The organism is Streptococcus parasanguinis, assembly GCF_040908565.1.
Taxonomy (GTDB): domain Bacteria; phylum Bacillota; class Bacilli; order Lactobacillales; family Streptococcaceae; genus Streptococcus; species Streptococcus parasanguinis_AC.
Genome location: NZ_JBDGEA010000005.1, coordinates 90026 through 116450 on the forward strand (window position 1 = coordinate 90026; position 26425 = coordinate 116450).

Sequence of the window (26425 nt, forward strand, 5' to 3'; positions counted from 1 at the left end):
CTACTCAAATTCCTCTTTCCCAATCCATACAGATGGATAATGATCCAGTGTATTCAAATCCGTATCTAACGGGACATCATAGATAGCTAAATAGTTTTCGGGGTATTGAGTAACTAGTTCTTCATACTTAGCTTTCACCTTTTCGTGATTACTACTAGCATACAAAACTTCGACGACTGCCCCCGTCTTCTCTTTTTCAACAAATGCGTTGATGATGAGTTGAATCATAACAATGTCTCCCCTTTAAATAATACCTAGATCAGCCCTTATGACTTGTTCAAGTTCCCAACGAATATCATTCAATTTATTGTTTCTACCATCGTTATATTCTAAAGGTCTACCTGCAATAAAAGCGTTGTCCCTAGTAACATCAAACTCGACTAAGCAATTTTTTACATCTTGACTGGCATACAATTCAATAATCTTATCGGTACTTCTAAATCGTTCATATTCTTTCTTAGCTAAAAAATACTGATTTTTGATTTCTTCTATTTCCTTGATATAGCATTCTCTATTCCGAATTTCTGTTTTGATTTCTTCTTCATCCTTATAAGTAAGACCTTTTCGCTCTAATCGCTTTTGATAATCTTCCTTAATCTGAATTTCCAAAATTCTATTTACCGTATCGAAATCTTCACGATTAAATCCTGGCGAAAACGGTAGGTTCGTCATAACATCATAGGGCGTTTTATTAGGAAATAACGATATTATTCTGATTAACTCGTTATAAGGTTCTGTTAATTTTTCTTGTTTTTGCACTTGACTTTGTATTTTTCGTTCTTGTACCTTCGATTTTCGTTTATCAACATAGATATAAATCCCCCATAAAAAGCCAAGAATGCCTACAATCGCTAATACAGATTGCCAATTAAAATAACCGTGTTCATTTGTAAAAAACTTATCCACTAAAAATCAATCCCCTCCCCAAACTCAGCCACATTGTCAGGCACATCACTAAACAAAGCCACATGTCCCATTTTGCGGTTGTACTTTGCTTCTAGTTTACCATATAAGTGGAGGTGGGCGCTTGGATTTTCTGTCACATATGTTTCAGCAACCTCGACATGCTGGCCGAGGACGTTGAGCATGACTGCTGGAGCATGGAGGTGGATTGCTGGAAGTGGCGCTCCGAGAACGCCCAAGATATGTGTGTCAAATTGTGAAAAATCACAGGCTTCGATTGAATAGTGTCCAGAGTTATGTGGGCGTGGCGCGATTTCGTTGACGATGATGTCGTCAGCGGTCGCAAACATTTCCACACAAAGAGTTCCAGACAAGTTCAGCTGTTCAGCGATTCGCACTGCCATGGCTTTGGCTTTTTCAGCTAGACTTTCTGAAATGCGAGCGGGCACAATGGTTTTTGAAAGAATGTTGTTGCGGTGGATATTTTCCTGAACAGGGAAGACTGTCACGTCCTTGCCATTTCCTGACACGATGACAGAAATCTCCAAGTCGAAATTGACAAATTCTTCCAAAACACAGTCTGCAGAGTCCGCTAACGCATAGGCTTCTTCCAAGTCTGCTTCTGAACGAATAACCTTCTGACCATGGCCATCGTAGCCACCTGTCGCAGTTTTGAGGACATAGTTTTTCGACAGGTCAATATCTGCCAAGTCTTGGCTTGAGGTCACAACCTTGTAGGGCGCAACGGTGACTTGAGCCTTGTTTGAGAGGAAGTCCTTTTCAAAAATACGATTTTGAGAAATGCGAAGCAGGTCGGTCCCTTGAGGAAGCTGGCCTTCTTTGATAACAGCATCCAAACCGTCAGCATCGACATTTTCAAATTCATAAGTGAGAACATCACAGCGGTCTGCCAACTGACAAAGAGCATCCACGTCGTCGTATGGGGCCACGATGATTTCCGCCACACGAGAGGCCGGGCAATCCGCTGCTGGATCTAGAGCGATAACCTTATGCCCCATGTAGATAGCAGAAATGGCCATCATCTGCCCTAGCTGGCCACCACCGATGATCCCAATGGTTTTAGTTGAGCTCATTTGTAGACTCCTCTGCGATTTTTCCTTGTTCTTCTGCGAAATCCGCCAAAGCTGTCGCAATAGCCTGGTCCTCTACTGAAAGGAGACGGAGGGCAAAGAGGGCCGCATTAGTCGCACCAGCTTCACCGATCGCCATGGTTGCGACTGGCACACCACCTGGCATCTGAACGATAGAATAGAGCGAATCCACACCTCTAAGGGCACGTGATTTGACGGGTACGCCGATAACTGGAAGGGTTGTTTTAGCAGCAACCATCCCTGGCAAGTGAGCAGCACCACCCGCACCAGCGATGATGACTTTAATACCACGAATACGTGCTTCTTCGGCATGTTTAAACATGAGGTCAGGTGTCCGGTGGGCAGAGACAACTTTCTTTTCGTAAGCGACGCCGAAGTTGTCGAGGACTTCAGCGGTTTTTTGCATGGTTGCCCAGTCGGATTTTGAGCCCATGATGATGGAAATAATTGGTTTAGTCATAATTTTCCCTTTTCTTTTTTGATAATGGTCTTAGGTGGTGGGGACGGAAGCAAACCTTCGGTTTCATTCCTAAAATTTGAGCCTAAGGTCTCAAATTTTCCCTAGACCAGAACAGATACTGTTCTGGTCTTTTCACCACGGCGACCATTGTCGTGTTTGGCGACTGCGTCGCCTTTTCTTATATCTTTATCTAATTGCCTTGCTTCCGATATCCGTACGATAGAAAAGGCCTTCTGTGTTTTGTTTGTCGAGTTGGCTATAGATGGTGTTTTGCCCGTCTTTGACGGTATCAGCCGTGGTGACCAGCATGTAAACACGGCCTCCGTTTGAAAGAAGGTCTTGCCCATTTTCAGCAAATTTAGCTCCGGCATAGTAAGTGATGATGTCACCTTCTATCTTGGTAGGAAGCTTGACACCTTTCTCATAAGTGAGTGGATAGCCGTTTGATGCTACAACCACACCTAGTGTCACACCCTTGTCCGTCCAAGTGATGGCTGGCTCTTTGCCATCGAGGATATCCGTAATATTTTGTGCAAAGTCAGATGTCAAACGAGGCAGGATAATTTGCGTTTCTGGATCTCCGAAACGAGCGTTGAACTCGATGACTTTGGGTCCATCAGCTGTCAAGATAAGACCTGCGTAAAGGACACCAAGGTAGGGACGTCCTTCTTTAATCATGCCTTCAAGAACTGGCTTGACAATGGTGTCAACCGCTGTGTCAACCACGCTCTGTGGTAAGTGAGGAACTGGCGCATAGGCACCCATCCCACCAGTGTTAGGACCCTTGTCACCATCGTAGGCACGTTTGTGGTCCTGAGCTGTTGGCATGATGTAGAACTTGTCCCCGTTGACAAAGGCAAAGAGAGAAAACTCTTCTCCGTCAAGGAATTCCTCGATGACCACACGCGCACCTGAGTCTCCGAATTTATTGTCCAAAAGCATCTCGTGAGCGGCTTCAACTGCTTGCTCAACCGTCTCCGCAACGACGACACCTTTCCCTAGGGCCAAGCCGTCTGCCTTGACGACGATGGGAGCGCCTTTTTCTTCGATGTAGGCCTTAGCTTCCTCGAAATCTGAAAATGTGCCATAGGCTGCTGTCGGAACGTCGTATTTGACCATGATTTCCTTAGCAAAATCCTTAGACCACTCCAGCTCAGCCGCAGCCTTGGTCGGACCAAATGCCTTGAGACCAGCTGCATTGAAATCATCCACAATCCCAGCTGCAAGGGCATCATCTGGACCGATAAAGGTCCAAGCAATATCGTTGACTTTTGCGAAGTCAATCAGCTTAGAATGTTCGGAAATTCCGATATTGATCAAATCCAGATCGTCCAATCGCATCCCGTCATTACCAGGAGCCACAAAAACCTGCTCAACGTCTTTAGACTCCAATAATTTCTTGGCAATCGCATGTTCACGACCACCAGATCCAACAACCAAAAGTTTCATCTCGAACCTCTTTTGCGAATTATTTTATTAAATTATATCATAATCGTTCGTTTTATTCTAATGATTTCAGCAAAAGTCTCCTATTTCCAGTAGAATCCAAACATTTTTTGCTATTTTCTCCTATTTCTCATTTTTTTCCGAATAGTATAGGTGAGACCTACTAATTGACGAAAAGGAGTATTATGCAAACGATCAAAAAATTTGTAGTACTGACTTGTGCGGCATGGGGGATGCAAGCCTCTCTTGCTCATGCAGATCAAGCGACCAATGCTATCTATGCCGAAAAAGGGCAGCTGATGATTCATCTTGGAAACGTCCCAGATAGATACCAAAAGATCCAAGTTCCCGTCTGGTCTGACCAAAATGGCCAAGATGACCTGACTTGGTATCCTTTGGAGCGCAGTGACAAGGGATTCGACCTACAAGTGCCTTTGACCAACCATTCTGATCAAGCTGGACTTTATCATGTCCATGTCTATGGGGTGGAGGCAAATGAGCAGCTAACCGGCCTCTACCCTCTCACGACAAGCGTCCAGCAAAAAGACCTGGCTTCCTCCCAGCCCAAGATCACGATCACACCCATCACCTCACAAGAATTCGAGATAGACCTAAAGTTATTCGAAGACGTTGACGAGATTGTCTTTCCCATCTGGTCTGAAGAGAATGGGCAGGATGATCTGGTCTGGTATCCAGCAAAGAAAATCACATCTGGACATTTCAAACTGCGCTTTCAAGCTCAAAAACACAAGGGAAGCGGGCTATTTCACCTACACGTTTACCAGAGAAGCAAGGGACAACTAAAAGGGCTATTCCCCACTACCTTTCAAGTAGAAAAGGCAAAGCCAAAGCTCACGCCACTCGCAACACACCCGGGAAACACCTACCCTATCGGTGAATGTACCTGGGGAGCCAAAGAATTAGCCCCTTGGGCCCACAACTGGTGGGGAAACGGTGGCATGTGGGCAGCTAGTGCACGCGCTGCGGGGTTCCGGACAGGAAGTAGTCCAGAGGTCGGTGCCATCGCCTGTTGGGATGATGGGGGATACGGACATGTCGCCTTAGTTACGGACGTCGAACATGACCAAAAAATTCAGATCCAAGAAGCCAATTACAACGGCCATCGCTATATCGACAACTTCCGTGGCTGGTTCGACCCGACCAATCCCGTCTGGGGAACGGTCAGCTATATCTATCCAAATTAAAGGTCGCTTGACTAATAAAGGCACTCATCAATGAATGAGTGCCTTATTTGATTAATGTCTAAAATGTCTCACGCCTGTGAAGACCATCGTCAAGCCATATTTGTCCGCCGCTTCGATGGACTCTTGGTCACGAACAGAACCCCCCGGTTGGATGATCGCTTTAATCCCTGCTTTAGCAATTTCTTCCACGTTATCCGCAAATGGGAAGAAGGCATCTGAAGCAAGAACAGCGCCGTCAAGACGGTCTTTAGCTTGGTCAATAGCGATACGGACTGAAGCCACACGGTTAGTTTGACCAGGGCCAACTCCAAGTGTCATGTGGTCGTTGGTCACGATGATACCATTTGATTTCACATACTTGATAGCTTTCCAAGCAAACTCAAGAGCTGTCGCTTCTGTTTCAGTTGGTTGGCGTTTGGTAACTACTTGCCAGTCAGCTGGACTTTCTTTCACAACGTCTTGGTTTTGAACGAGAAGTCCACCGACAACACCAGTGTATTCTGCTTCCACTTCGCTAGCATCTTGAGCGTCAAATGGCAATTCAAGGATCCGCAAGTTTTTCTTCTTGGTTGTCAAGATTTCAAGCGCTTCATCTGTATAGCTTGGTGCAATGATGATTTCAAGGAAAACACCATGCATTTTTTGAGCTGTCGCAGCATCTACCTCACGGTTGAGAACGACAATACCACCGAAAATCGATACTGGGTCAGACTCATAAGCGTAGTCCCAAGCTGTTTCGATGTCGTCAGCTTGACCAATCCCACATGGGTTCATGTGTTTCAAAGCCACAACGGTTGGACGGTCTTTGAAATCACGGATAATCCGGATAGCGGCATCAGCGTCACGGATATTGTTGAAGGACAATTCTTTCCCGTTCAGTTGTTTAGCGGAAGCGATGGAGTAATCCGTTGGCAAGGCCTTTTGGTAGAAGTCTGCGTCTTGTTGAGGGTTTTCCCCGTAACGCATTGGTTGCTTGAGATCATAGGTCAGAGTGAGTTTTTCAGGTTTTGTTTCACCCACTTGAGCTGTGAAGTACTCTGCAATCAAAGCGTCGTATGAAGCTGTGTGGCGGAAAACCTTAGCCGCCAAGCGTTGGCGAGTTTCGTAACTTGTTTCGCCCTTGGCTGCCAATTCGTCAAGCACAACAGCATAGTCAGCAGGGTCTACCACTACTGTTACGCTAGCGTGGTTTTTTGCTGCTGAACGAAGCATAGATGGCCCACCGATATCGATGTTTTCCACCGCGTCAGCGTAAGTCACGTCTGGTTTTAGGATGGTTTCCTTGAATGGGTAAAGATTGACCACAACAAGGTCTATCAGTTCGATCTGATTATCCTTAGCAGCATCAAGGTGACTATCGAGGTCACGACGAGCGAGGAGACCACCGTGGATATTTGGATGGAGAGTCTTCACACGGCCGTCCATCATTTCTGGAAAACCAGTCACATCGTCAATGGCAATGGTATCAACACCGGCATTATCAAGGGCAATTTTTGTCCCACCTGTTGAGATGATGTCCCAACCGAGTTTCTTGAGTTCTTGGGCAAATTCAACAATGCCCGCTTTATCTGAAACACTAATTAGTGCGCGTTTAGTCATTCTATTCCTCTTTCTTTAGATCCAAGCGCATAGCGACTTCGTTATTTTCTTCTATAAATCCTGTTTCCTGAAAACCCAAACTAGTCAGCAGGTACTTCATTTTTTCATTTCCAACTACATAATCTGCGATAATATGATTGCAAGCTCTATCCATCTGAGCCTCTTTGACCAGAACTTCCAAAGCTTTTCGTCCATAACCTTTTCCTTGGTACTGCTGGCCAATCATTATCCGCCAGATAAAGTATTCCGCTTCATCCTTGTCTATTTCCAGCAGGAGAAAGCCAACCACTTGCTCATCCCAATAGATTGCCATGGGAAACACATCACCATTCTCTCGGTAGAGCCATGCATCAGCTAAAGAACGCACATTTGGAGCTACGAAACGTGCTCGTTCATCAGCTTCAGATATTTTCAAATCCAGCACTGCCTGAAAACTGCTTTCATCTACTAATTTCAGCTCAATCATTTTTTCTCCTTTTGAATGAATAGGGTTTGAGGTGATTAAAGATTAATCTAACTCATATAAAAGGTAGTTATCAAAGTTTATGATTCCTTTGAGGTAATCTCTGTCTGATTTAGACAACTCAAATTCTGGAAAAGTCGCAATTAAACTGGATAAATAAAAATAATTCGGATGCCTACGATAAGAAAAACCTGCTTGACCGAATCTCCCTTGACAGAAATCATAGGCAAGTTTTAATTCTTGACTTGTGACACCATCTAAAATTTTATCTAACTCTGAAAGCTGACTTTTATCAGTATTTTCTATCATAGCTTTCACTGTATTTACTAAAACAAAAAGAAAATCATTAGTATTATCCAGTAGGATTGGTCTGTTAGATAACTTATTTTTTAAATCCATATAGTATTGGTCAATATTCATTCTTTCCTCTCCACTCCCAAATGTTCCAAGACTTCTGGATAGAGCTTGTACTCTGTTTCATGGATGCGAGTCTCGAAAGCGTCAAGGGTATCCCCTTCAAGGCGTGGCACACGGACTTGTTTGATAACCTTACCAGTGTCCACACCAGAGTCCACCCAGTGAATGGTCACACCGCTCTCAGCAACGCCTGCATTCCAAGCATCCTCAATGCCATGAGCCCCTGGAAATTCTGGAAGATAAGCCGGGTGAATATTGATGATACGGCCTTCATAGGCCGCTAGCAAGGTTGGGCCAACGATTTTCATATAGCCCGCCAAACAAACCAAGTCAATCTGGTGCTCTTCCAAGAGTTTGACGATAGCCTCTTCATAAGCCGCTTTATTGTCAAATTCCTTGAGTTCAAAGGCATGGCTAGCCACACCAAGGTTTTTCGCACGTTCTAAGACATAGGCATCCCGGTGATCTGAAAAAACAAATTCTACTGGAAATTGTTCTGCAATCACCTGAAAGTTTGAGCCGTTGCCAGAGGCAAAAACAGCAATCTTTTTAGCCATTATTTAATCACCACACTTGCGCCATTTTTCTTCACAATCCGACCGATTTCATACACAGGTTCGTCAAGAAGTTCTTTGACACGTTCCACATTTTCTGGTTTCACTGCAAGCATGAGACCAATCCCCATGTTGAAAATTTCAAACATTTCTTCATGTTTAATTTCACCATATTTTTCAAGAGCTTTGAAAATTGGAAGAACCGGGACTTTGCTTTCGTCAATTTCAGCAGCCAAATCATCAGCGAACATCCGTGGTACATTTTCGATGAAACCACCACCTGTGATGTGGGCAATTCCATTCACCAATTCTTCTTTGATGAGTGGCAAAGCCGCTTTGACGTAGATACGAGTTGGCTCCAAAAGAACGTCTTTGAGTTTCTTGCCTTCCAATTCTGGGAGGACTTCTTCACCTGTATAGTCCGCAAAGACACGACGCACGAGTGAATAACCATTTGAGTGGATTCCGCTTGAAGCAAGTCCAAGAATCACATCGCCTTCAGCTACTTTTGAACCGTCGATAATTTGAGATTTTTCTGCAACACCAACAGCAAACCCAGCCAAATCATAGTCATCTTCACCATACATACCCGGCATTTCAGCTGTTTCGCCACCGATAAGGGCTGCACCAGCTTGCACACACCCTTCGGCTACCCCAGCAACCACTTGTTCTAGTTTAGCTGGTTCATTTTTACCAGTTGCTACGTAGTCCAAGAAGTAGAGGGGCTCCGCACCTGCAGCGATGATATCGTTGACACACATAGCCACACAGTCTTGACCAATCGTATCGTGTTTGTCGTACTTGATAGCTAGCATCAGCTTAGTACCAACACCATCTGTACCTGAGATCAAAACAGGCTCTTTGACACCTGTTTTTGAAAGGTCAAACATACCACCGAAACCACCAAGAGCTCCCATAACACCCGCACGTTCTGTACGTGCTACGTGTTTTTTGATCCGTTCAACAACTTCATAACCCGCTTCAACATCCACACCAGACTGCGCATAAGCATTTTTATTTGTCATTTGTTTATTCCTTTTCTTTTGCACTGCTCTTAATAGAAAGAAGTATGTTCTTTCAAACTTTCTACATAGCGTTCTTCGTAGTCATACAAAGGCGTAGGATATTTTCCATCAAAGTAAGCCACACAAAGACCGCCATTCGGGGCATCTGTATCGATTCCAATAGAATCAATCAAACCATCGATTGACAAATACGTCAAGCTATCTGCACCAATGATTTCGCGTGTTTCCTCTACTGTATGATTAGCAGCAATCAATTCCTTACGTGTTTGAATATCGATCCCGTAGAAACATGGATAAGCCAGAGCTGGACTACCGATTGCTACGTGAACCTCTGTTGCTCCTGCTTCTTTTAGCAAATTAACGATACGACGTGAGGTCGTCCCACGTACGATAGAATCATCGATCATAACAACCCGTTTGCCTTTCACGACACCGGATACGGCAGAGAGCTTCATACGAACCCCTTGCTCACGCAATTCTTGTGTTGGTTGGATAAAAGTACGTTGAGTGTATTGGTTTTTAATCAAGCCCATTTCATTTGGTAGGCCAGATTCTTCCGCAAATCCCATGGCTGCGCTAAGTGATGAATTAGGCACACCGACCACAATATCTGCTTCATGTTTAAATTCACGTGCCAATTGAGCCCCCATACGTTTACGGGCTGTATGGACATTCACGCCTTGGATATTGGAGTCAGGACGGGCAAAGTAGATATACTCCATCGAGCAAACAGCCAATTGGGTGTCCGTTGTATAGTTATCGTAAGTAATGCCATTATCATCAATGATAACAACCTCACCTGGATTCACATCGCGGATCCACTCAGCACCAACCACTTCAAAAGCACAGGTTTCAGAGGAAACTACGATTGCGCCATTGGCCATTTTCCCAATCGAAAGAGGACGGAAACCATTTGGATCCAAGGCCGCAATCAGCTTATCTTCCAGCATGAGAAGGTAAGCAAATCCACCTTTCACCGTATTCAAGGCTTCTTTCACCTTACCCATGAAGGATGGGTTGTGGCTCCGACGAATCAAGTGTGCCAAGATTTCTGAATCAGAAGTTGAGCTAAAGATCGCTCCGTTATTTTCTAACTCCCGTTTGAGGGACTTGGCATTGGTCAAATTCCCGTTGTGAGCAAGTCCAAACTGGGTATCATGAAAGCGAAAGAGGAAAGGCTGGATGTTATCCACCGAAGCTTCCCCAGCTGTCGCATAGCGAACATGTCCAATCGCACCCGTACCTGTCAACTTATCCAAGTTAGCAGGATTTCGAAACACCTCTGAGAGAAGCCCCGTATCACGATACCGTTTTAATTGACCCGCATCATTTGAAAGGATCCCTGCCCCTTCTTGACCACGGTGTTGAAGACTGTGTAATCCGAAATAAGTCAGTTTTGCAGCATCTGGGTGTCCCCAGATCCCAAAAATACCACATTCTTCATTAAGAGATTTAACTTCGTATGTCATTTTTTATACCTTTTATTTTCCAGTAAAGTATTTAACCGCTGACGCAAAGAGATGTTGATCTTTATTTCCTGGAATATTTTGGAAGAGACCGTCTTCAAAACGTTCTGAGTGTCCCATCTTCCCGATGATTTGACCGTTCTTACTTGTGATACCTTCAATAGCATTAACAGATCCGTTAGGATTGTATTTAGAATCCATGCTTGGATTACCTTCGAAGTCAACATATTGGGTAAAGATTTGACCATTGTCACGAAGCTCTGCAAATTCTTCAGCTGTCACGACAAACTTCCCTTCACCGTGTGATACTGGGATGGCATGGATGTCACCAACTTTCACGCCTGCAAGCCATGGTGAGTTCGTGTTGGCAATCCGTGTTTCAACCATCTTAGCCACGTGTTGGTTGGCATCATTGTAGAAGAGGGTTGGGCTAGTACTGCTTGCATCCTCAAAGTTACCGTATGGAAGAAGACCTGATTTGACAAGAGCTTGGAATCCGTTACAGATACCAATAATTAAACCACCACCTTCGATGAAGCTATCGATAGCTGCACGTACTTTTTCATTGAGCAAGATGTTCACGATAAATTTAGCTGATCCATCTGGTTCATCGGCTGCTGAGAAGCCACCTGCAAAGAAAATAATATTAGCTTTTTCGATGTTGTCAACCATAGTGTCAACGGACTTGACAATTGCTTCTTCATTCAGTGTGACAAATGGTACCAAGTTGACTGTTGCACCTTCTTTTTCAAAGGCCTTAGCTGAATCGTACTCAGAGTTCGTACCCGGGAATACTGGGATGTAAACCACTGGTGTCTCAACTGTTTCTTTAGCTTTGATAACAGCATCTGATGCCACAGCAGGTACTTCTTCCAACTCAGTTGCTTGTGCAAATTCCGTCGGATAAACCTCTTCCAATTTACCTTGGAAGGCACTGTCAAGTTTGTGTCCATCAAGCGTTACACCATTGACAGTAAGTGTAAAGTCAGCTGCTGTTTGTCCAATCTTGGTAATACCTACAATTTCTTCAGGCGATGTGAAGATGAATCCACCCAATTGGGCTGTCAAGCTGGTGTCAAGGTCAGCTAATTCAACAGTAGCTCCAATATGGTTCCCAAATGTTGCAAGTGCAAGAGCTTCAAGGACACCTCCATATTTGACAGCTGATGCAGATGTGACTTTATGATTAGCTTGGATGGCTTCAAATTGAGCAAAGTTAGACTTGATGAGATCGAAGTCGATTTCTTGTGCTAAAGCTTGACCTGGAATATAGTAAATATTTTCACCAGCAGTTTTAAATTCTGGAGAAAGAACTTTACGACTATCTGCTGTTGTCACCCCAAAAGCAACCAAGGTTGGTGGTACTGTTAATTCTTCAAAGGTACCAGACATAGAGTCCTTCCCACCGATAGATGGCAACCCAAGTTGAATCTGAGCTTCAATGGATCCAAGAAGAGCCGCTACTGGTTGACCAAAACGCTCTGCTTGTTTATCCATCCGCTCGAAGTACTCTTGGTAAGAGAAACGAGCCTTAGACCAGTTTGCACCAGCAGCAACCAAACGAGCAGTTGCTTCGATAACTGCATAAGCCGCACCATGATATGGAGACCATTCTGCCACATAAGGGTTGAAGCCTTGCGCCATGACAGAGGCAGTTGTTGTCACACCATGTTGAACTGGCAATTTCTGTACAGAAGCTTCCGTTGGTGTGATTTGGTAGCGACCACCAAGTGGGTGATTGACTGTTGAACGACCAACTGAGCTATCAAAGATCGTTTGTAACCCTTTTTGACTGGCATGGTTCAGGTCAGCCAAGACTTCAAGCGTATCTGCCTCAAGGGTCTCAGCAGATGTTTGACGTTCTTCTGGAAGCTTGACATCCTTGTCAACCACCTTAGCATTTACAACCACACGTACACCGTTTGTATCAAGGAAACGACGTTCCAAATCAACGATGGTTTCCCCATTCCAGTGCATGACAAGATTTGGTTTTTCAGTCACTGTCGCAACAACAACAGCGTCAATATTTTCTTTATTACATGCTGCAACGAAGGCGTCTACGTCTTCTGGACGAACTACAACGGCCATCCGTTCTTGAGATTCAGAGATAGCAATTTCGGTACCGTTCAAACCTTGGTATTTCAATGGCACTTTGTCTAAATCAATTTCAAGACCATCTGCCAATTCACCGATCGCCACACAGACACCACCAGCACCAAAGTCATTTGATTTCTTGATCAGACGTGTCACTTCCCCATTGCGGAAAAGACGTTGAATCTTACGTTCTTCGATGGCATTCCCTTTTTGAACCTCAGCACCAGCTGTTTCAACAGATTCAACCGTTTGAACTTTAGAAGAACCTGTCGCACCACCGACACCGTCACGTCCAGTCTTACCACCGAGCAAGATAATCACATCCCCTGCTTCAGGTTTTTCACGGACAACATTTTCCTTAGGAGCCGCACCGACAACGGCACCTAGCTCCATACGCTTAGCAACGAAACCTGGGTGGAAGTATTCACGAACATAAGTTGTTGCAAGACCAATTTGGTTACCATATGAAGAATAACCGTGGGCTGCTGTTTTAGAAATCACTTGTTGTGGTAATTTACCAGCACGAGTTTCAGCAATTGGTGTTGTAATATCACCAGCACCTGAGATACGCATGGCTTGATAAACATAGGAACGACCTGACAATGGGTCACGAATGGCCCCACCGATACAAGTAGCAGCCCCACCAAATGGTTCGATCTCCGTTGGGTGGTTGTGGGTTTCGTTCTTGAACATGAGAAGCCATGGCTCTTTCACACCATTGACATCCACTTCAATTTCAACAGAGCAGGCATTGATTTCATCAGACACTTCCATGTCGTCCAAACGACCATTGGCACGCTCATAACGACCAAAAATAGTCGCCATATCCATCAAGGTTTGAGGTTTTTCTGTACGTCCCAACTCATCACGCATGGCAATATACTTGTCATAAGTCGCTTGCAATTGTTTTTCAAATTTAGAAGCTGAGAAGTCGATATTTTTCAACTCAGTCTCGAAAGTAGTATGACGACAGTGGTCAGACCAGTAAGTATCCAAAACCTTAAGCTCAGTTTCAGTTGGCACACGTCCAATAGACTTGAAGTAATCTTGAATAAAGAGAAGGTCATCCACTTCCATTGCCAATCCTTGCTCTGCCTTATACTTAGCAAAATCTTCTGCCGTATAGCTTTCAAAGAAATCCAAGCTTGGAATGGTCTTGTCAGACTCAGAGAAATCCTGTTTAGCAATGCCAACAGTGATGTCTTTGAAACGAGAATCCACTGGGTTCAAGAGGTAGTTTTTGACAGCTTCCAACTCATTCGCATCAATATCCTTGTTGACCAAGTAAAGTTGCGCTGTATTCACTGTTACATCATTTGAACTACCAAGCAAAAGCAAAGCTTCTTGTGAAGATGCCGCACGTTGGTCAAATTGACCAGGCAAACTTTCGATCGCAAAGAAAGCATGCTTTTCAAGATCAGCCTGAACCGCAGCTTCATCCAAAACAGTATCGGTCACTTGCTCAGAGAAGATATGTTTTTCCGCACGCGCAAACAAATCCTCTGCCAAATTAAAGACATCATAAACTTGAACAATCCGAAGATCCTTCAACGTTTTCAACTGAAGATTATGCTGCAATTCTTTTACTAAAGAGTCCGATTTCACACGAAAATCAGCTTTTTTCTCAACGAAAATACGTTTATCCATTTTATTTCCTTTATTTCTATTCAAACATGTTATCGAAGACGAAGGTTTTCTATTTCAAAAAGATCACTTCAAACCTTGCAATTTTTCCAATACAACTTCATAAACATCTGTCAAGCTACCAAGATCACGACGGAGTGAAAAGGTCTAGTAGTCCTTGTCAGCCTGAGTCCTTTTACTTGAAAGACGAAGGTTTTCCGTTTCAAAAAGATTACTTCAAGCCTTGTAATTTCTCCAACACAACCTGATATACATCCGTTAGACTGCCCAAATCTCTACGGAAAACATCCTTGTCCATGTGGTGCCCTTCCGCATCCCAAAGGCGGCAGTTATCTGGAGAGAATTCGTCTGCCAAGATAATCTTGCCATCCTTATCAAAACCAAATTCCAATTTGAAGTCAATCAAACGAAGACCAATTTGTGCAAACCAATCTTTCAGCAATTCATTGATACGACGCGTTTCTTCCTTAATATAAGCAATTTGTTCATCATTGGCAATATCCAAAAACTTCACATGCTCGTCATTGATGAATGGATCGTCCAACTCATCGTTTTTATAGTAAAATTCAACGATTGGAGTTTCCAAATCCAAACCTTCTTCAACGCCAAAACGTTTAGAAAAAGAACCCGCAGTAACATTACGAAGAACAACTTCCAAAGGAATGATTTTCACTTTCTTGTTGAGTTGTTCGGTATCAGAGATACGTTCGATAAAGTGCGTCGCTACTCCCGCAGCATTCAATTTTTCAAAAATAAGAGACGAAATCTGATTATTTAGCACACCTTTTCCCTTAATAGTCTCCTTACGAGCCCCATTTAGCATGGTTGCCTGATCCTTATAGACCGACTTAATCACATTTTCGTCCTCAGTAGTATAGATATCCTTAGCTTTTCCAGTATAAATCAGTTGATTGGTCATGACTTTGTTCGCCTTTCGTATTTTATCACCTTCATTCTATCACATACAAAGTGGATTTTCAATAAATTTCCGTACAATATAGGCAGAAACCGAATGAAAAGGACAGAAAAAAAGATCATCCAGAACAATCTCTGAACGATCCCTTTTAAACTAGTTACTAGCAGTTCGTTTTTCGATATAGTCAACGACATCTCCTACCGTGTTAAAGTCATCAATAGCCTTGTCTGGAATCTCCAATTGGTATTCATCCTCAAGATTGATAATAAATTCCATCAATTCAACAGAGTCGGCTTGTAAATCCTTGCGCAAATCTGATTTCAAAGAAACTTGGAAATCAGGTCCCTTGCGGTCTTTGAGAAATTCCTCAATTGTAGCTAAAATTTCGTTTTGTTTACTCATACATTATCCTTCCTTCGATAATTCCTTCACTGATTTTCCAACAACATCTGTCTCTAACATAGTCCGAATCTGACGAATGGTACTATAGACTGCTTTTGCATCACTCGAACCATGCGTTTTAACAACAGGTGCTTGAAGGCCAAATAAAACCGCTCCTCCAACATCTGAGAAATCCAAGGTTTGTTTCAATGATTTCAACCGGTCCTTGAGGAGAAAAGCTCCTAGTTTCGCCTTCCAGTTTCCTGTGGCAATTGCTTGTTTCAATTGCTTCAAGATCCCAAAAGCCGTTCCTTCCATCGTTTTCAAGACAGCGTTTCCCGTGAAACCATCCGCCACAACGACATCAGCAACGCCATCCATCAAGTCACGCGCTTCCACGTTTCCAACAAAATGAATCGACTCATCCTCAGATAACAATTGGTAGGTTTCCTTGCGCAAAGGATCTCCTTTACTAGCTTCTGTCCCATTGTTCAATAGACCCACGCGAGGTTTTTGAATCCCACGAACATTTTCAGCATAGTAGGATCCCATCACAGCATACTGATGCAAGTGCTCTGGTGTATTTTCCGCATTGGCCCCTAAGTCTAGCATATCATAGCCACGACCATCAACCGTTGGAAGTGTCGACATCAAGCCAGGGCGTTCCACCCCTTTGATGCGGCCAACGATAAAGAAACCAGCCGCCAATAGCGCACCTGTATTTCCTGCAGATAGCATTGCATCGACCTTACCATCCTTCACATCCTTGGCAGCTAAGACCATCGAAGCCTGTTTTTTCCGACGAATGGCCCGCGTTGGCTCATCATCTGAATCGATTTTTTCTTCCGTATGCACAATCGATACACGTTCTGTTGCGGTTAAATAGTCTTTGATTTTTGCCTCATCGCCATACAAGACAATCTCAATATCATCAAAATCACGAATGGCTTGATTCACGCCTTCAACCAAGGCTTGAGGTGCATTATCGCCCCCCATTGCATCTACTGCAATTTTTTTCATGTTTCACCTCCAGATGAATCTTTCATAATCGCTCCCCAATCACTCAAGGAATCGATAAACTTTTTAGCTTTTAAATGGATCCCTACATACTCCTCATACAACTGATCCATCGCCTGACGCAGAGCTACTTTCATCTCTGCTTGTAGGGAGATCGTCTCTAACTCACTGAATCGTACTGCTTGAAACTGATCCAATAAATAGAGAACATTCGGATGCCAGTGAGCGCGTCTCTCATCCTGATCATAGTGATCCGGACAAAGCACCCCACTATAGCGAAAAGAGTAATCAAAAGGAAGTCCAACCCGATGACAGAAACAGCATTCATGCAGATTCAAGATAACTCCAAATCGTGATAGAATCTGAATCTCAAAAATATTGGTTAAAACCTCATAATCCAGTCCCTCTTCCATCAAAGACAAGGTCTTTTCCAAAAAAGCAAACAGGGCTGGATCCACCTGATTATCCTGAATACTTGCATCCGCAAGCGCCAGAACATAGGTCGCATAAGAAAGGGCAAAAAGATCTGCATTAATTTTCTTATAAACCTGCACATCTTGAAAATCATCAATATAACTCAACCCATCATCATTGATTTTCAACAACATATCTGCCGTTACCAAAGGTTGTAACATAGGATTCAACCGTGATTTTCCCGCATGTTTCACAAAAAACATCCGCTTCCCTGACTTCTCTGTGAAGATTTTGACCAGCTTGTCATCCTCACGAAACTCCCGATTATACAGGACAATTCCCCGGGTCTCAATTGACTCCAGCATGTTCTTCCATATACTCCTTCAAGCGTTTCATTGCTTCCTTGATAACCTCCATGCTGGCTGCATACGACAAACGCACATAGCCTTCACCATATTGACCAAAAGCAGCACCAGGAATGAAAGCAACCGCTTTTTCACGCGCAAAATCTTGCAAGAAAGCAAAGGAATCTTGGTTGTAACCAGCTGGGATTTTAGCAAAAATATAGAAGGCTCCATCTGGCTTAATCATCTCAAACCCAAGCGCGGACATCTGTTCGATAATATAATCCCGACGTTTCACATATTCCTTCTTCATCGGTTCCGCATCATCCCGACCAGCAGTCAAGGCCTCAATCGCAGCATACTGGTTCATGGTTCCAGCAGCCGTTACCAAATACTGATGGCTCTTGATGAGTTGGGCCGTCAATGCAGCAGGCGCAAAGATAAAGCCAAGCCGCCAGCCTGTCATGGCATGAGATTTAGACAAGCCATTAATAACAATGGTCTGTTCAGGAATAAAGGAGGCCATAGAGACATGCGCTTCTCCAGTATAAGTCAACTCTGAATAGACTTCATCACAAATCACAAAGACTTCATATTTTTTTAAGACAGCAGCTAATTCTGCCATCTGTTCGCGCGAATAAGTGACACCCGTTGGATTAGCTGGATAATTGAGAATAACAGCCTTCAATTTTTCACCCTGCTCTAGAATCGCCTTTTCCAACTTTTCAGGAGTCAAGACAAAACGATCTGCTGTCGTATCAATTTCAACAATCTCCGCCCCAACCAGATTCACAATAGGCTCATAACCCGGATAAGCCGGTGCAGGAAGAAGCACCACATCTCCAGGCTCCAAAATCGCTGTCAAGGTTGCAGATAGAGCTTCAGTCGCACCGATCGTCACCAATATCTCATCTTCAGGACGATAGTGAATACCATATTTATCCGCTACAAATTGACTCGCAGCCTCACGCAAAGCCAGCAAACCACTCATTCCTGTATAATGACTAAAGTTCGCATCAATGGCAGCCTTTCCAGCTTCTTTCACATGTTCAGGAGTTGTAAAATCCGGTTCCCCCAAAGTCAAACGCAAGACACCAGGAATGGAAGAAATTGATTGATCGAACTGACGAATCAAAGATACTTCAATCCGATTGAGATTTTTATTAAACCGTTTCGTTAAATCCATAATCCACCTCCAAAAACAATTATATTCATTATACTATAAATAGAACCCCATCGCAAAAGAACAGGTAAACAAAAAGCCCCCACTTCAGATTTTCCCACGCAGTAGGGCCAAATTTTACGAATTATATAAGTGAAAACTACTAAAGGAGAACACTTATGCCCACTCAACTCAGACACCCAGATCTATCCCCAACCATGGACTTAATTGCCAAAAAGATCTTCCACAAACAACACCTAACAGCCGATTTCATCCGAAGCGTCCTCAATATTCCCGTTGTTTCCGTTGAAATACTCGATGGCACCCAGATTCAATTAGCCGAATATGACCATCCAAATTTCTATACAGCCGTAGATGTTTGCGCCAAACTTGAAGACGGTACACAAGTGATCATTGAAGTTCAAGTCACTAAACAGCGCTCATTTTTCAATCGTATGCTTGCCTATTTAGCCAATCAAATTACTGATAACTTAAAACGTTTAAAAACCGATCAAAATAAGACCCACACCCTCTACTCCAAGATGGATCCTGTGTACTGTATCGCGATTCTTGAAAAAGAACACTTTGATGATGATCGAGCTTTTCATACCCTCTCCCTTTATGATGAGGAAACCTTGACTCCCGTCTATTCAGATTTTCACGGAAGTACTCAGCGACCACCAATGAAATTTGCATTCCTAGAACTGAACAAGTATAATAAAGATAGGATTACAGAATACCACTTACAAAAATGGTTCGAATTTTTCTCAAACAAACCCTTTGATATCGAGATGGATCCCGTGATCAAAGAAGCAGAAGAATTACTAGACCAAAACCAATGGACAGAGGAGGAAAAAAGAATGTTTGATCAAGAACGTAGAAACCGTGACCTCTACGAAGGTGCCATCGCCCAAGCCACCTACGACGGACAACAATTGGGAATTCAAAAATCTAAAACGGAGATGGCAAAAGCCATGTTAAAAGACAAACTGGATATTTCCTTCATCGCCAAATACACTGGCTTAACCCAACAAGAACTCCAACAACTTACCCAAACTACTCACATATAACAAAAAGGCCTAGCACTGCTAAGCCTTTATTTTTTATTGTTGGCCACGTGTTGCCACATATTTCAATTGATCTGCATGTTTTGCCACAAAATCCTTCATTTCTGAATCAGGAATTCGACGAAGGTAGAGGTTAGAACGAATGGTTTCATCCTCTTCACGACAAGTTGACAATACTAAATACTTATCAGATGCTTTGATCTTGATATTAGGATTCTTCGTACGAGCTGACTCATAGATATTCTTCAACTGAGTGGTGAAATCTTTATCATCTTTAAAACTTGTACGGTAGAAAGCAGTATCCTCTGGGACAATAACCAAGCCCATTACTTCATAGTAGTATTTCCGCTCTGGTGTCTCAATCACAACATACGGATGTTGGTCCAAATACTCTTGTTTGTCATAGTAATTGACATCATTAAACATGCGATGATCGCCGACCTTACTACCACGAGCATGACCAAACAGCCAAGTCAAACGATCACTGAAGTCTTTCTTGTTGTCCATATCCATGAAGACTGTCCCCATGTATGGTTCATTTCCACCATCAAACGTCTTATTCAAATAAGTTTCATTATCAGTAGTTTGGACAACAGGTTCATCCAACTCAGTACCTGGTGCATAGACATAAGCAATTGCTTCAGGGTTAACAGCTGTTAACTGAGCAAAACGATTTTTCAAGTAATCTTTTTCTTCTTGACTTGGTTCATATTTAGTTTCTTGCTTGGTTGAACTTGTTCCAGTTGTTTTTTTAGCCGTGTTAGATGACTTACTTCCTCCAAATGGATTAAAGAAAATAAATCCAGCAACAAGCACAACAACCGCAACAAAAGCAGCAGTCACAAGGCCTAATTTAGTTGAACTTTTTTCCCCAGCTCTTTTCATTGATTGATCTCCTCTTGATGATCTTTTCTAAAAAATAACACTGAACCCGAAGGTCCAGTGATATTTTACGAGCTAATTAATAATTAAATTATTTAACTGCGCTTGTTTTTGGAAGAGCTTTACCAGCTTGAGCTGAAGATGCTTTACCAGCTTTAGCTGCTTCTCCACCTTTGTTTTCAGTTTTTTGAGCTTCTGATTTAGCTTCTGATTTAGCTTCTTCTTTAGATCCGTTAGCAGTACCTGGTTTGTTATCGCTACCTGGAGTATAGTTAGGGTTCAAGTAGCTATCAGTTTTTTCGATTACAAGGTATGCGTTAGTGAACATGTCACCACCTACAACGATTGAACCTTCTTGGTTAGGGTTTTGGAAGTAACCTTTAGGTGCTGCTGCCACACGGTAACGAACAACTGTTCCAGCAGGTGCTGCAATTGAAGCATCACCATTTGCATCTGTAACTGCTTGTGAAGCAACTCCGTTTACAAGGAAGTCAACTGTAACACCAGCAACTGGAGCACCTACGCGGTCTTTAACGTTGATACGAGCATGTGTTCCGTTTGGTACAACACGTTTTGGAGTTCCGTCAGGATTAAGATTGTTTCCAGCGTCGCGTGGGTTTTCTTGTGGAGCTGTTGCTGTTGAATTATCTTTAATAATTTCGCTACGTCCAATTTCTTCACCAGCTTTATTGTAATAAACTTTGTATTCTTTTCCTGATACAGTTACTACTGCAGTTTTAGCAGTATCAAGATCTTGTTCTGCAAATGCTGGTGCTGCTGCAGCAAATACTGCAAGAGCTGCTACTGATGATAATAAAACTTTTTTCATTGTTTTATCTCCTTTTTTCTTTTCAAAAATTATTCGTTACTTCGTAACTATGACTAGTATACTAGGATATTCTTCCCATGTCAAGACTTTTTCTTTAAAAATTTAAAAAAAATTTAAGGTTTTGATCTATTTGAAAGATGAAAGTACGAATGCGTAACATTTCTAAACGAATCCTATTTTACCACTTCATTTTTAGGTAATCGTTTCTTGGGCAAACTAGAATCTACCTTGGCTTCTAATTCTTGAGCTGACTTGACCAGTTCTTTTCGCTTCTTTTCTTTTTTTAGCTCTTGCCACCATTGTCTGATTCCCATTTATACTTCCTCCTATACAAAAGAGACCAGTTTCCCAGCCTCCTTATTGTTAACATTTTTTGGCATTTCCGATTTCAAATAGAGGGGAAAGCGGACGATTTTCATGAATACGCACAATTGCTTCAGCAAGCAGTTTAGCAATTGAAATTTGCTCAATCTTGTCAATTAATCGTTCTTCCGGTAGATAAATCGTATCCAATACCACCAACTTCTTAATGGCTGATTTTTGAATATTATCTAAGGCTGGTCCAGATAGAACAGGGTGAGTACAGCTTGCATAAACTTCAACAGCACCCGCTTCAGCAAGGGCATCCGCTGCATGACAGATTGTACCAGCTGTATCAATCATATCATCAATCAAAATACAAGTTTTACCTTCAACACTTCCAATGATATTCATCACTTCACTCGTATTCATCTTATCGACACTTCGACGTTTATCAATAATTGCAATCGGTGTCTTCAAAAATTCAGCTAATTTCCGAGCACGAGTCACACCACCATGGTCTGGACTGACCACAACATAGTCTTTTCCAATCATCCCGCGACGTTCGAAATAGTCTGCGATCAAAGGCGCCCCCATCAAGTGGTCAACAGGAATATCAAAGAAGCCTTGAATTTGAGCAGCGTGCAAATCAATTGTCAACAGACGATCAACTCCAGCAACCTCAAGCATATTGGCTACCAACTTAGAAGTGATTGGTTCACGAGCTCGAGCTTTCCGGTCTTGACGAGCATAGCCATAATACGGCATCACCACATTAATGGATTGCGCACTTGCCCGTTTCAAGGCATCCACCATAATCAAAATTTCCATTAGATTATCGTTAACTGGTGAGCTAGTAGATTGCAAAATATAAACATCTTTTCCACGAATCGATTCTTCAATATTGACCTGAATTTCTCCATCAGAAAATTGACGAACCGTTGACTTTCCAAGTGGTAGTCCCATTTCACGAGACACACGTTGAGCCAATTCTTGATTTGACGACAAAGCAAAGAGCATTAAATCAGAAAATGACATGATTTCCTCCAGTAAAATCTAAAAACCGTATTGTACAGTCAGCACAAATTTCTCCTGTAACCATTTTAACGCTTTTTAAGCAAATATTCAAATATTAATTTATGGACTTGGTAAAATCTAACACTGCCTCTATTCATTCAAAAAAAGAAGCAGAACCAATGTTCTACTTCCGCATTATTCTTAGTTTGGATATATATAAGTCACAGTACCTTGAGCGGTAGTTGGGTTAAACCAACCACGGTAGTTACCAATGCTACGGATACCATTATAGTTAGACTCAGAAACTTGGATGCTTGTTGTAGATTGAACGGCTGTAACAACTGCTACGTGTCCATATCCACCATCATTCCAACATGCAATTGCACCAACTTGTGGTTGAGAACCTGTACGGAATCCTGCTGCTGCTGCACTTGCTGCCCATTGTCCACCATTACCCCAGTAATCACCTGCCCATGGAGCCAATGTCTTCGCACCCCATGTACATTCACCAACTGGATAAGATGATGCAGATGTACTATAAGTTGGACGAGAAGTAGTTGCTACTGGTGCAGCCGCAGCTTGAGTTTGAACAGCAGGTTGAGCTACTGCTTGAGTTTGTGTAGCCGCTGGTGTTGCAGCAGGTGTTTGAGCCGCTGCCTGAACTTGTGCTTGAAGAGTTGTATTAGCAGAAGCTTTTACAGCTGCTTGTTGTTCTTTTTGTTTTGCACGGTAAGCTGCCTCAGCTGCTGCCGCTGCTGCCGCTGCTTTTTCAGCTTCCGCTTTTTGTTGCAACAAAGCATTCTTTTCGTTTTCAGCAGTTGATTTTTCAGCAGCCAAGTTCAATTGTGCTACTTTCAACTCAGCTTCTTTTGTTGACAAAGCTTGCGCATCATCTTCTAATTGCTGTTTGTTTGCAATGACAGTATTGATAGCATCGTTGTTTTCTTTTTGTTTTTGTGCAATATCTTCTTTATCACGTTTTTGCTCTTGCAACATTTTGTTGTTAGCATCTGCAATTTCATTCATAGCAGAAATACGCGAAATCGCTTCTGTCAAAGATCCGGAGCTAACAATCGCATTAATATAGCTTGTTGCAGTCCCTGTTGTTTGGGCACTACGTGCTTGGTTTTCAAGTGATTCTTGACGAGCAACAATATTTTTTGACAACTCATCAATTTCAGCTGACAACTTTTCAGATTCTTCATTTAAGCGATCATTCTCAGCTTGAAGATCCTCTTGTTGTTTTTTGATTTCTGATACTTGACCTTGAATTTGGTCTACTTGCGCTTGCGCACTTTGTTGTTGTTGATTAATACTATTGATTTTGTTATCTTGAGCAGCAATCTTATCATCTGTTGAATCAGCTGATACACCAGCTACAACAGCACCTTGTGATAAAGCAACTGTACTCAATAAGATTGTGGCAAATAATTTTTTCTTCATTAGATAAATATTCCCTTTCTAATAAGACACTAACTAGTATAACAAATTTTTTGAAAATTTATATTACGCTATTGTTACATTTTTATTTCGAGTTTATAAATAAATCTTTTCAAGTAAAGGCTGTAACACGATCATTAGAAGCACATTCAAAATTAAACTAGGCGCAATTTGATAGATAATTAGAGTAATCCAGTTGAATTTTATACCAATAAAAATAATCAGAAGAAGATTGGTTGAAATCTGAAATATTAGAATCGTTAATAAAAATGTAAAAAAACGAGTCAATCGATTGACTAAAATAATCTGATTACACCGATAAAAAATCACCTGTAGTAAAGGAAATACTAGAAATGCAATTCCTAGAGTGTGTAAAAAATACACGTCAAAACAAAAACCAAAGAAGACTCCCCACCAAATACTAGCTATCTCAGAGAAATAGAGACTCAATAACATAAAACCATATAGAAACAAAAATGAAGTAGGTTCAAAGGAGTTTGGACAAAAACGAGTAATAAGAAAAGAGATCTGCCCATCAACAAATAAAGATAAGAATAAGATTAAAGGGAAAAAATGGTACTTACGTATGACTTTCACACTACTCTCCAATCAATAGTACATAACGATTGACATCTAAATTAGCCTTTGGTTTCACACGAATTTCTTGCCCTAACTGATCAGATGCCTTTTGAGTAGAAGTCACTGTACCAAGAGGTAAGTCACTACTCTTATATTTTCCTAAACCACTTGTTGAAACCAGAGAACCTTTTTTAATTTCAACTGGATCTCCAATTTGCAACAACCGAAACTCACCTGTCTTCTCGTCATAACCATTTAATAAAGCAAAAATAGATTGACCTTGACTCTCGATTTTAAACGTCAGGTGTTGTGAAGAAATAGTATCTTCAACCAATAATTTCACTTTACTAGAATTTTTCTCAGTACTATCTACTACACCAATGACCCCGCCAGATGAGAGAACAAACATGGAATCAGTAATCCCATCCAAACTACCTTTATCAATTACAAATTCCTGATCCCAAGAACTATAATTACGGTCAATAATCTCACTAACAACTTGTTTAGAACCCGATACAGAATTCTTGATTGACATCAAATCCTTTAACTCTCTATTTTCTGATTTCAAACGGTTAAGTTTTGACTGGTCAATATCCTTTTCATAAAGACGTGACTTTAACGAACGGTTTTCATCATTTAATTCAGATAAATTCTTTAAATCTTTCGCCTTAGATTCCACAACAACAAATGGTACCGATACTGCCTTATCAACAATAGATAATATATCAGAAGATTTTAAAACAATCGAAGTCCTAACAGATGGAAAAAGAAATAAAATTCCTGAAACAGTTAAAACAAACACAAAACTAAAAATTTTAAAAAAACGATTCAAGAACATAGACAAAACCTTCAAAAATATAAAAAATAGTTTGAGATGACATCTCAAACTTCGAAATTATACGGAGAATGGGGGATTCGAACCCCCGCGCCAGTTACCCGACCTAACGATTTAGCAAACCGTCCTCTTCAGCCTCTTGAGTAATTCTCCAAAATGGGCACGAGTGGACTCGAACCACCGACCTCACGCTTATCAGGCGTGCGCTCTAACCACCTGAGCTACGCGCCCAAGTTAAAAACTTGGTAATGAACTAATGTTCAAAGCGGGTGACGAGAATCGAACTCGCGACAACAGCTTGGAAGGCTGTAGTTTTACCACTAAACTACACCCGCTTATTATTAAAAGAAATGGCGCGAGACGGAATCGAACCGCCGACACATGGAGCTTCAATCCATTGCTCTACCAACTGAGCTACCGAGCCAAATTGCGGGAGCAGGATTTGAACCTACGACCTTCGGGTTATGAGCCCGACGAGCTACCGAGCTGCTCCATCCCGCGTTAATTTTAAAAAGGAGGATGTGGGATTCGAACCCACGCACGCTTTTACACGCCTGACGGTTTTCAAGACCGTTCCCTTCAGCCGGACTTGGGTAATCCTCCAAAATATTAATGGACCTTGTAGGACTTGAACCTACGACCACTCGGTTATGAGCCGAGAGCTCTAACCAGCTGAGCTAAAGGTCCAACAAGATCAACAATATAGCGGCGAAGGGGATCGAACCCCCGACCTCCCGGGTATGAACCGGACGCTCTAGCCAGCTGAGCTACACCGCCATAATATCGGGAAGACAGGATTCGAACCTGCGACACCTTGGTCCCAAACCAAGTACTCTACCAAGCTGAGCTACTTC

Annotated in this window: 26 protein-coding genes and 8 tRNA genes; 2 read left to right on the forward strand and 32 right to left on the reverse strand. The window is 42.3% G+C overall.

All coding sequences use genetic code 11. From position 1 onward, the window contains the following. The 5 genes from AB5Y61_RS03850 to purD form a co-directional block, all read right to left on the reverse strand. Entirely contained in the window at positions 1–228 is a 228-nt protein-coding gene (locus AB5Y61_RS03850; RefSeq protein WP_368403232.1) for a phosphoribosylaminoimidazole carboxylase, read from the reverse strand. A gap of 15 nt (positions 229–243) precedes the next feature. Continuing rightward, on the reverse strand, positions 244–906 hold the full coding sequence (locus AB5Y61_RS03855) for a hypothetical protein (RefSeq protein ID WP_368403233.1): 663 nt from the start codon (positions 904–906) through the stop codon (positions 244–246). Then, positions 906–1997 (reverse strand): 5-(carboxyamino)imidazole ribonucleotide synthase, encoded by a 1092-nt coding sequence (gene purK, locus AB5Y61_RS03860; protein ID WP_368403234.1) that lies wholly within the window; start codon positions 1995–1997, stop codon positions 906–908. Before purK ends, AB5Y61_RS03855 begins: the two co-directional genes overlap by 1 nt. Next, positions 1984–2475, reverse strand: coding sequence for a 5-(carboxyamino)imidazole ribonucleotide mutase (gene purE / locus AB5Y61_RS03865; protein ID WP_368403235.1), 492 nt, complete (start codon positions 2473–2475; stop codon positions 1984–1986). Before purE ends, purK begins: the two co-directional genes overlap by 14 nt. A gap of 186 nt (positions 2476–2661) precedes the next feature. Next, the gene (gene purD, locus AB5Y61_RS03870; protein ID WP_368403236.1) at positions 2662–3924 is read right to left on the reverse strand and encodes a phosphoribosylamine--glycine ligase; all 1263 of its coding nucleotides are present in this window, start codon (positions 3922–3924) and stop codon (positions 2662–2664) included. 182 nt (positions 3925–4106) lie between these two features. Between purD and AB5Y61_RS03875 the strand changes: the two genes are divergently transcribed. Further along, complete coding sequence (locus AB5Y61_RS03875; protein ID WP_368403237.1) at positions 4107–5126, forward strand: GBS Bsp-like repeat-containing protein; 1020 nt, start codon at positions 4107–4109, stop codon at positions 5124–5126. Positions 5127–5177: 51 nt separating this feature from the next. On the opposite strand, the gene purH is transcribed toward AB5Y61_RS03875, so the two are convergent. The 12 genes from purH to AB5Y61_RS03935 form a co-directional block, all read right to left on the reverse strand. Then, entirely contained in the window at positions 5178–6725 is a 1548-nt protein-coding gene (gene purH / locus AB5Y61_RS03880; RefSeq protein WP_368403238.1) for a bifunctional phosphoribosylaminoimidazolecarboxamide formyltransferase/IMP cyclohydrolase, read from the reverse strand. Position 6726: 1 nt separating this feature from the next. Further along, positions 6727–7191 (reverse strand): GNAT family N-acetyltransferase, encoded by a 465-nt coding sequence (locus AB5Y61_RS03885; protein WP_195529586.1) that lies wholly within the window; start codon positions 7189–7191, stop codon positions 6727–6729. Positions 7192–7233: 42 nt separating this feature from the next. Continuing rightward, positions 7234–7608 carry a hypothetical protein gene (locus tag AB5Y61_RS03890; protein ID WP_195529587.1) on the reverse strand — a complete coding sequence of 125 codons (375 nt, stop codon included), beginning with the start codon at positions 7606–7608 and terminating at the stop codon, positions 7234–7236. Further along, positions 7605–8162, reverse strand: coding sequence for a phosphoribosylglycinamide formyltransferase (gene purN, locus AB5Y61_RS03895; RefSeq protein ID WP_195529588.1), 558 nt, complete (start codon positions 8160–8162; stop codon positions 7605–7607). Before purN ends, AB5Y61_RS03890 begins: the two co-directional genes overlap by 4 nt. Beyond that, the gene (gene purM, locus AB5Y61_RS03900) at positions 8162–9184 is read right to left on the reverse strand and encodes a phosphoribosylformylglycinamidine cyclo-ligase (protein ID WP_195529589.1); all 1023 of its coding nucleotides are present in this window, start codon (positions 9182–9184) and stop codon (positions 8162–8164) included. The genes purN and purM overlap by 1 nt, the downstream gene beginning before the upstream one ends. Positions 9185–9213: 29 nt before the next feature. Continuing rightward, positions 9214–10653, reverse strand: a complete 1440-nt coding sequence (gene purF, locus AB5Y61_RS03905; protein ID WP_049475214.1) for an amidophosphoribosyltransferase — start codon at positions 10651–10653, stop codon at positions 9214–9216. Positions 10654–10665: 12 nt separating this feature from the next. After that, entirely contained in the window at positions 10666–14391 is a 3726-nt protein-coding gene (locus AB5Y61_RS03910; protein WP_368403239.1) for a phosphoribosylformylglycinamidine synthase, read from the reverse strand. A 208-nt stretch (positions 14392–14599) separates the two neighbouring features. After that, on the reverse strand, positions 14600–15307 hold the full coding sequence (gene purC, locus AB5Y61_RS03915; protein WP_023920025.1) for a phosphoribosylaminoimidazolesuccinocarboxamide synthase: 708 nt from the start codon (positions 15305–15307) through the stop codon (positions 14600–14602). A 150-nt stretch (positions 15308–15457) separates the two neighbouring features. After that, positions 15458–15706: a phosphopantetheine-binding protein gene (locus AB5Y61_RS03920; RefSeq protein WP_023920024.1), complete on the reverse strand. Its 249-nt coding sequence runs from the start codon at positions 15704–15706 to the stop codon at positions 15458–15460. Positions 15707–15709: 3 nt separating this feature from the next. Then, positions 15710–16705, reverse strand: a complete 996-nt coding sequence (plsX, locus tag AB5Y61_RS03925) for a phosphate acyltransferase PlsX (protein ID WP_049473290.1) — start codon at positions 16703–16705, stop codon at positions 15710–15712. Further along, the gene (recO, locus tag AB5Y61_RS03930) at positions 16702–17481 is read right to left on the reverse strand and encodes a DNA repair protein RecO (RefSeq protein WP_368403240.1); all 780 of its coding nucleotides are present in this window, start codon (positions 17479–17481) and stop codon (positions 16702–16704) included. Before recO ends, plsX begins: the two co-directional genes overlap by 4 nt. Beyond that, positions 17465–18646: a pyridoxal phosphate-dependent aminotransferase gene (locus AB5Y61_RS03935; RefSeq protein ID WP_368403241.1), complete on the reverse strand. Its 1182-nt coding sequence runs from the start codon at positions 18644–18646 to the stop codon at positions 17465–17467. Before AB5Y61_RS03935 ends, recO begins: the two co-directional genes overlap by 17 nt. Before the next feature lie 155 nt (positions 18647–18801). Here AB5Y61_RS03935 and AB5Y61_RS03940 point away from each other — a divergent pair, with 155 nt between their 5' ends. Then, complete coding sequence (locus tag AB5Y61_RS03940; RefSeq protein ID WP_368403242.1) at positions 18802–19692, forward strand: Rpn family recombination-promoting nuclease/putative transposase; 891 nt, start codon at positions 18802–18804, stop codon at positions 19690–19692. Positions 19693–19725: 33 nt separating this feature from the next. Here AB5Y61_RS03940 and srtB read toward each other — a convergent pair whose 3' ends face one another. The 15 genes from srtB to AB5Y61_RS04015 all read right to left on the reverse strand — a co-directional run bounded on the left by srtB (position 19726) and on the right by AB5Y61_RS04015 (position 26348). Further along, a complete protein-coding gene (srtB, locus tag AB5Y61_RS03945; RefSeq protein ID WP_368403243.1) occupies positions 19726–20574 on the reverse strand; it encodes a class B sortase, LPKTxAVK-specific in 849 nt (282 codons plus the stop codon). Positions 20575–20662: 88 nt separating this feature from the next. Next, positions 20663–21400, reverse strand: a complete 738-nt coding sequence (locus AB5Y61_RS03950; protein WP_368403244.1) for a carboxypeptidase-like regulatory domain-containing protein — start codon at positions 21398–21400, stop codon at positions 20663–20665. 173 nt (positions 21401–21573) lie between these two features. After that, on the reverse strand, positions 21574–21714 hold the full coding sequence (locus AB5Y61_RS03955; RefSeq protein WP_272157724.1) for a hypothetical protein: 141 nt from the start codon (positions 21712–21714) through the stop codon (positions 21574–21576). Between the two features lie 49 nt (positions 21715–21763). After that, a complete protein-coding gene (locus tag AB5Y61_RS03960) occupies positions 21764–22738 on the reverse strand; it encodes a ribose-phosphate diphosphokinase (RefSeq protein WP_272157725.1) in 975 nt (324 codons plus the stop codon). Positions 22739–22918: 180 nt separating this feature from the next. Then, complete coding sequence (gene pcsB, locus AB5Y61_RS03965) at positions 22919–24160, reverse strand: peptidoglycan hydrolase PcsB (protein ID WP_368403245.1); 1242 nt, start codon at positions 24158–24160, stop codon at positions 22919–22921. 93 nt (positions 24161–24253) lie between these two features. Beyond that, positions 24254–24754, reverse strand: coding sequence for a rod shape-determining protein MreD (mreD, locus tag AB5Y61_RS03970; RefSeq protein ID WP_368403246.1), 501 nt, complete (start codon positions 24752–24754; stop codon positions 24254–24256). Between the two features lies 1 nt (position 24755). Then, positions 24756–25574 carry a rod shape-determining protein MreC gene (gene mreC, locus AB5Y61_RS03975; RefSeq protein WP_368403247.1) on the reverse strand — a complete coding sequence of 273 codons (819 nt, stop codon included), beginning with the start codon at positions 25572–25574 and terminating at the stop codon, positions 24756–24758. 62 nt (positions 25575–25636) lie between these two features. Further along, a tRNA-Ser gene (locus AB5Y61_RS03980) sits at positions 25637–25724 on the reverse strand. 4 nt (positions 25725–25728) lie between these two features. Beyond that, positions 25729–25802, reverse strand: a tRNA-Ile gene (locus tag AB5Y61_RS03985). 33 nt (positions 25803–25835) lie between these two features. Further along, positions 25836–25906: transfer RNA gene (locus tag AB5Y61_RS03990), tRNA-Gly, on the reverse strand. 16 nt (positions 25907–25922) lie between these two features. Continuing rightward, positions 25923–25995 (reverse strand) — tRNA-Phe (locus AB5Y61_RS03995). Positions 25996–25998: 3 nt separating this feature from the next. Beyond that, a tRNA-Met gene (locus AB5Y61_RS04000) sits at positions 25999–26072 on the reverse strand. 12 nt (positions 26073–26084) lie between these two features. Beyond that, positions 26085–26174, reverse strand: a tRNA-Ser gene (locus AB5Y61_RS04005). Between the two features lie 10 nt (positions 26175–26184). Continuing rightward, positions 26185–26258: transfer RNA gene (locus AB5Y61_RS04010), tRNA-Ile, on the reverse strand. A 16-nt stretch (positions 26259–26274) separates the two neighbouring features. Continuing rightward, positions 26275–26348, reverse strand: a tRNA-Met gene (locus tag AB5Y61_RS04015). Positions 26349–26425: the final 77 nt, after the last annotated feature.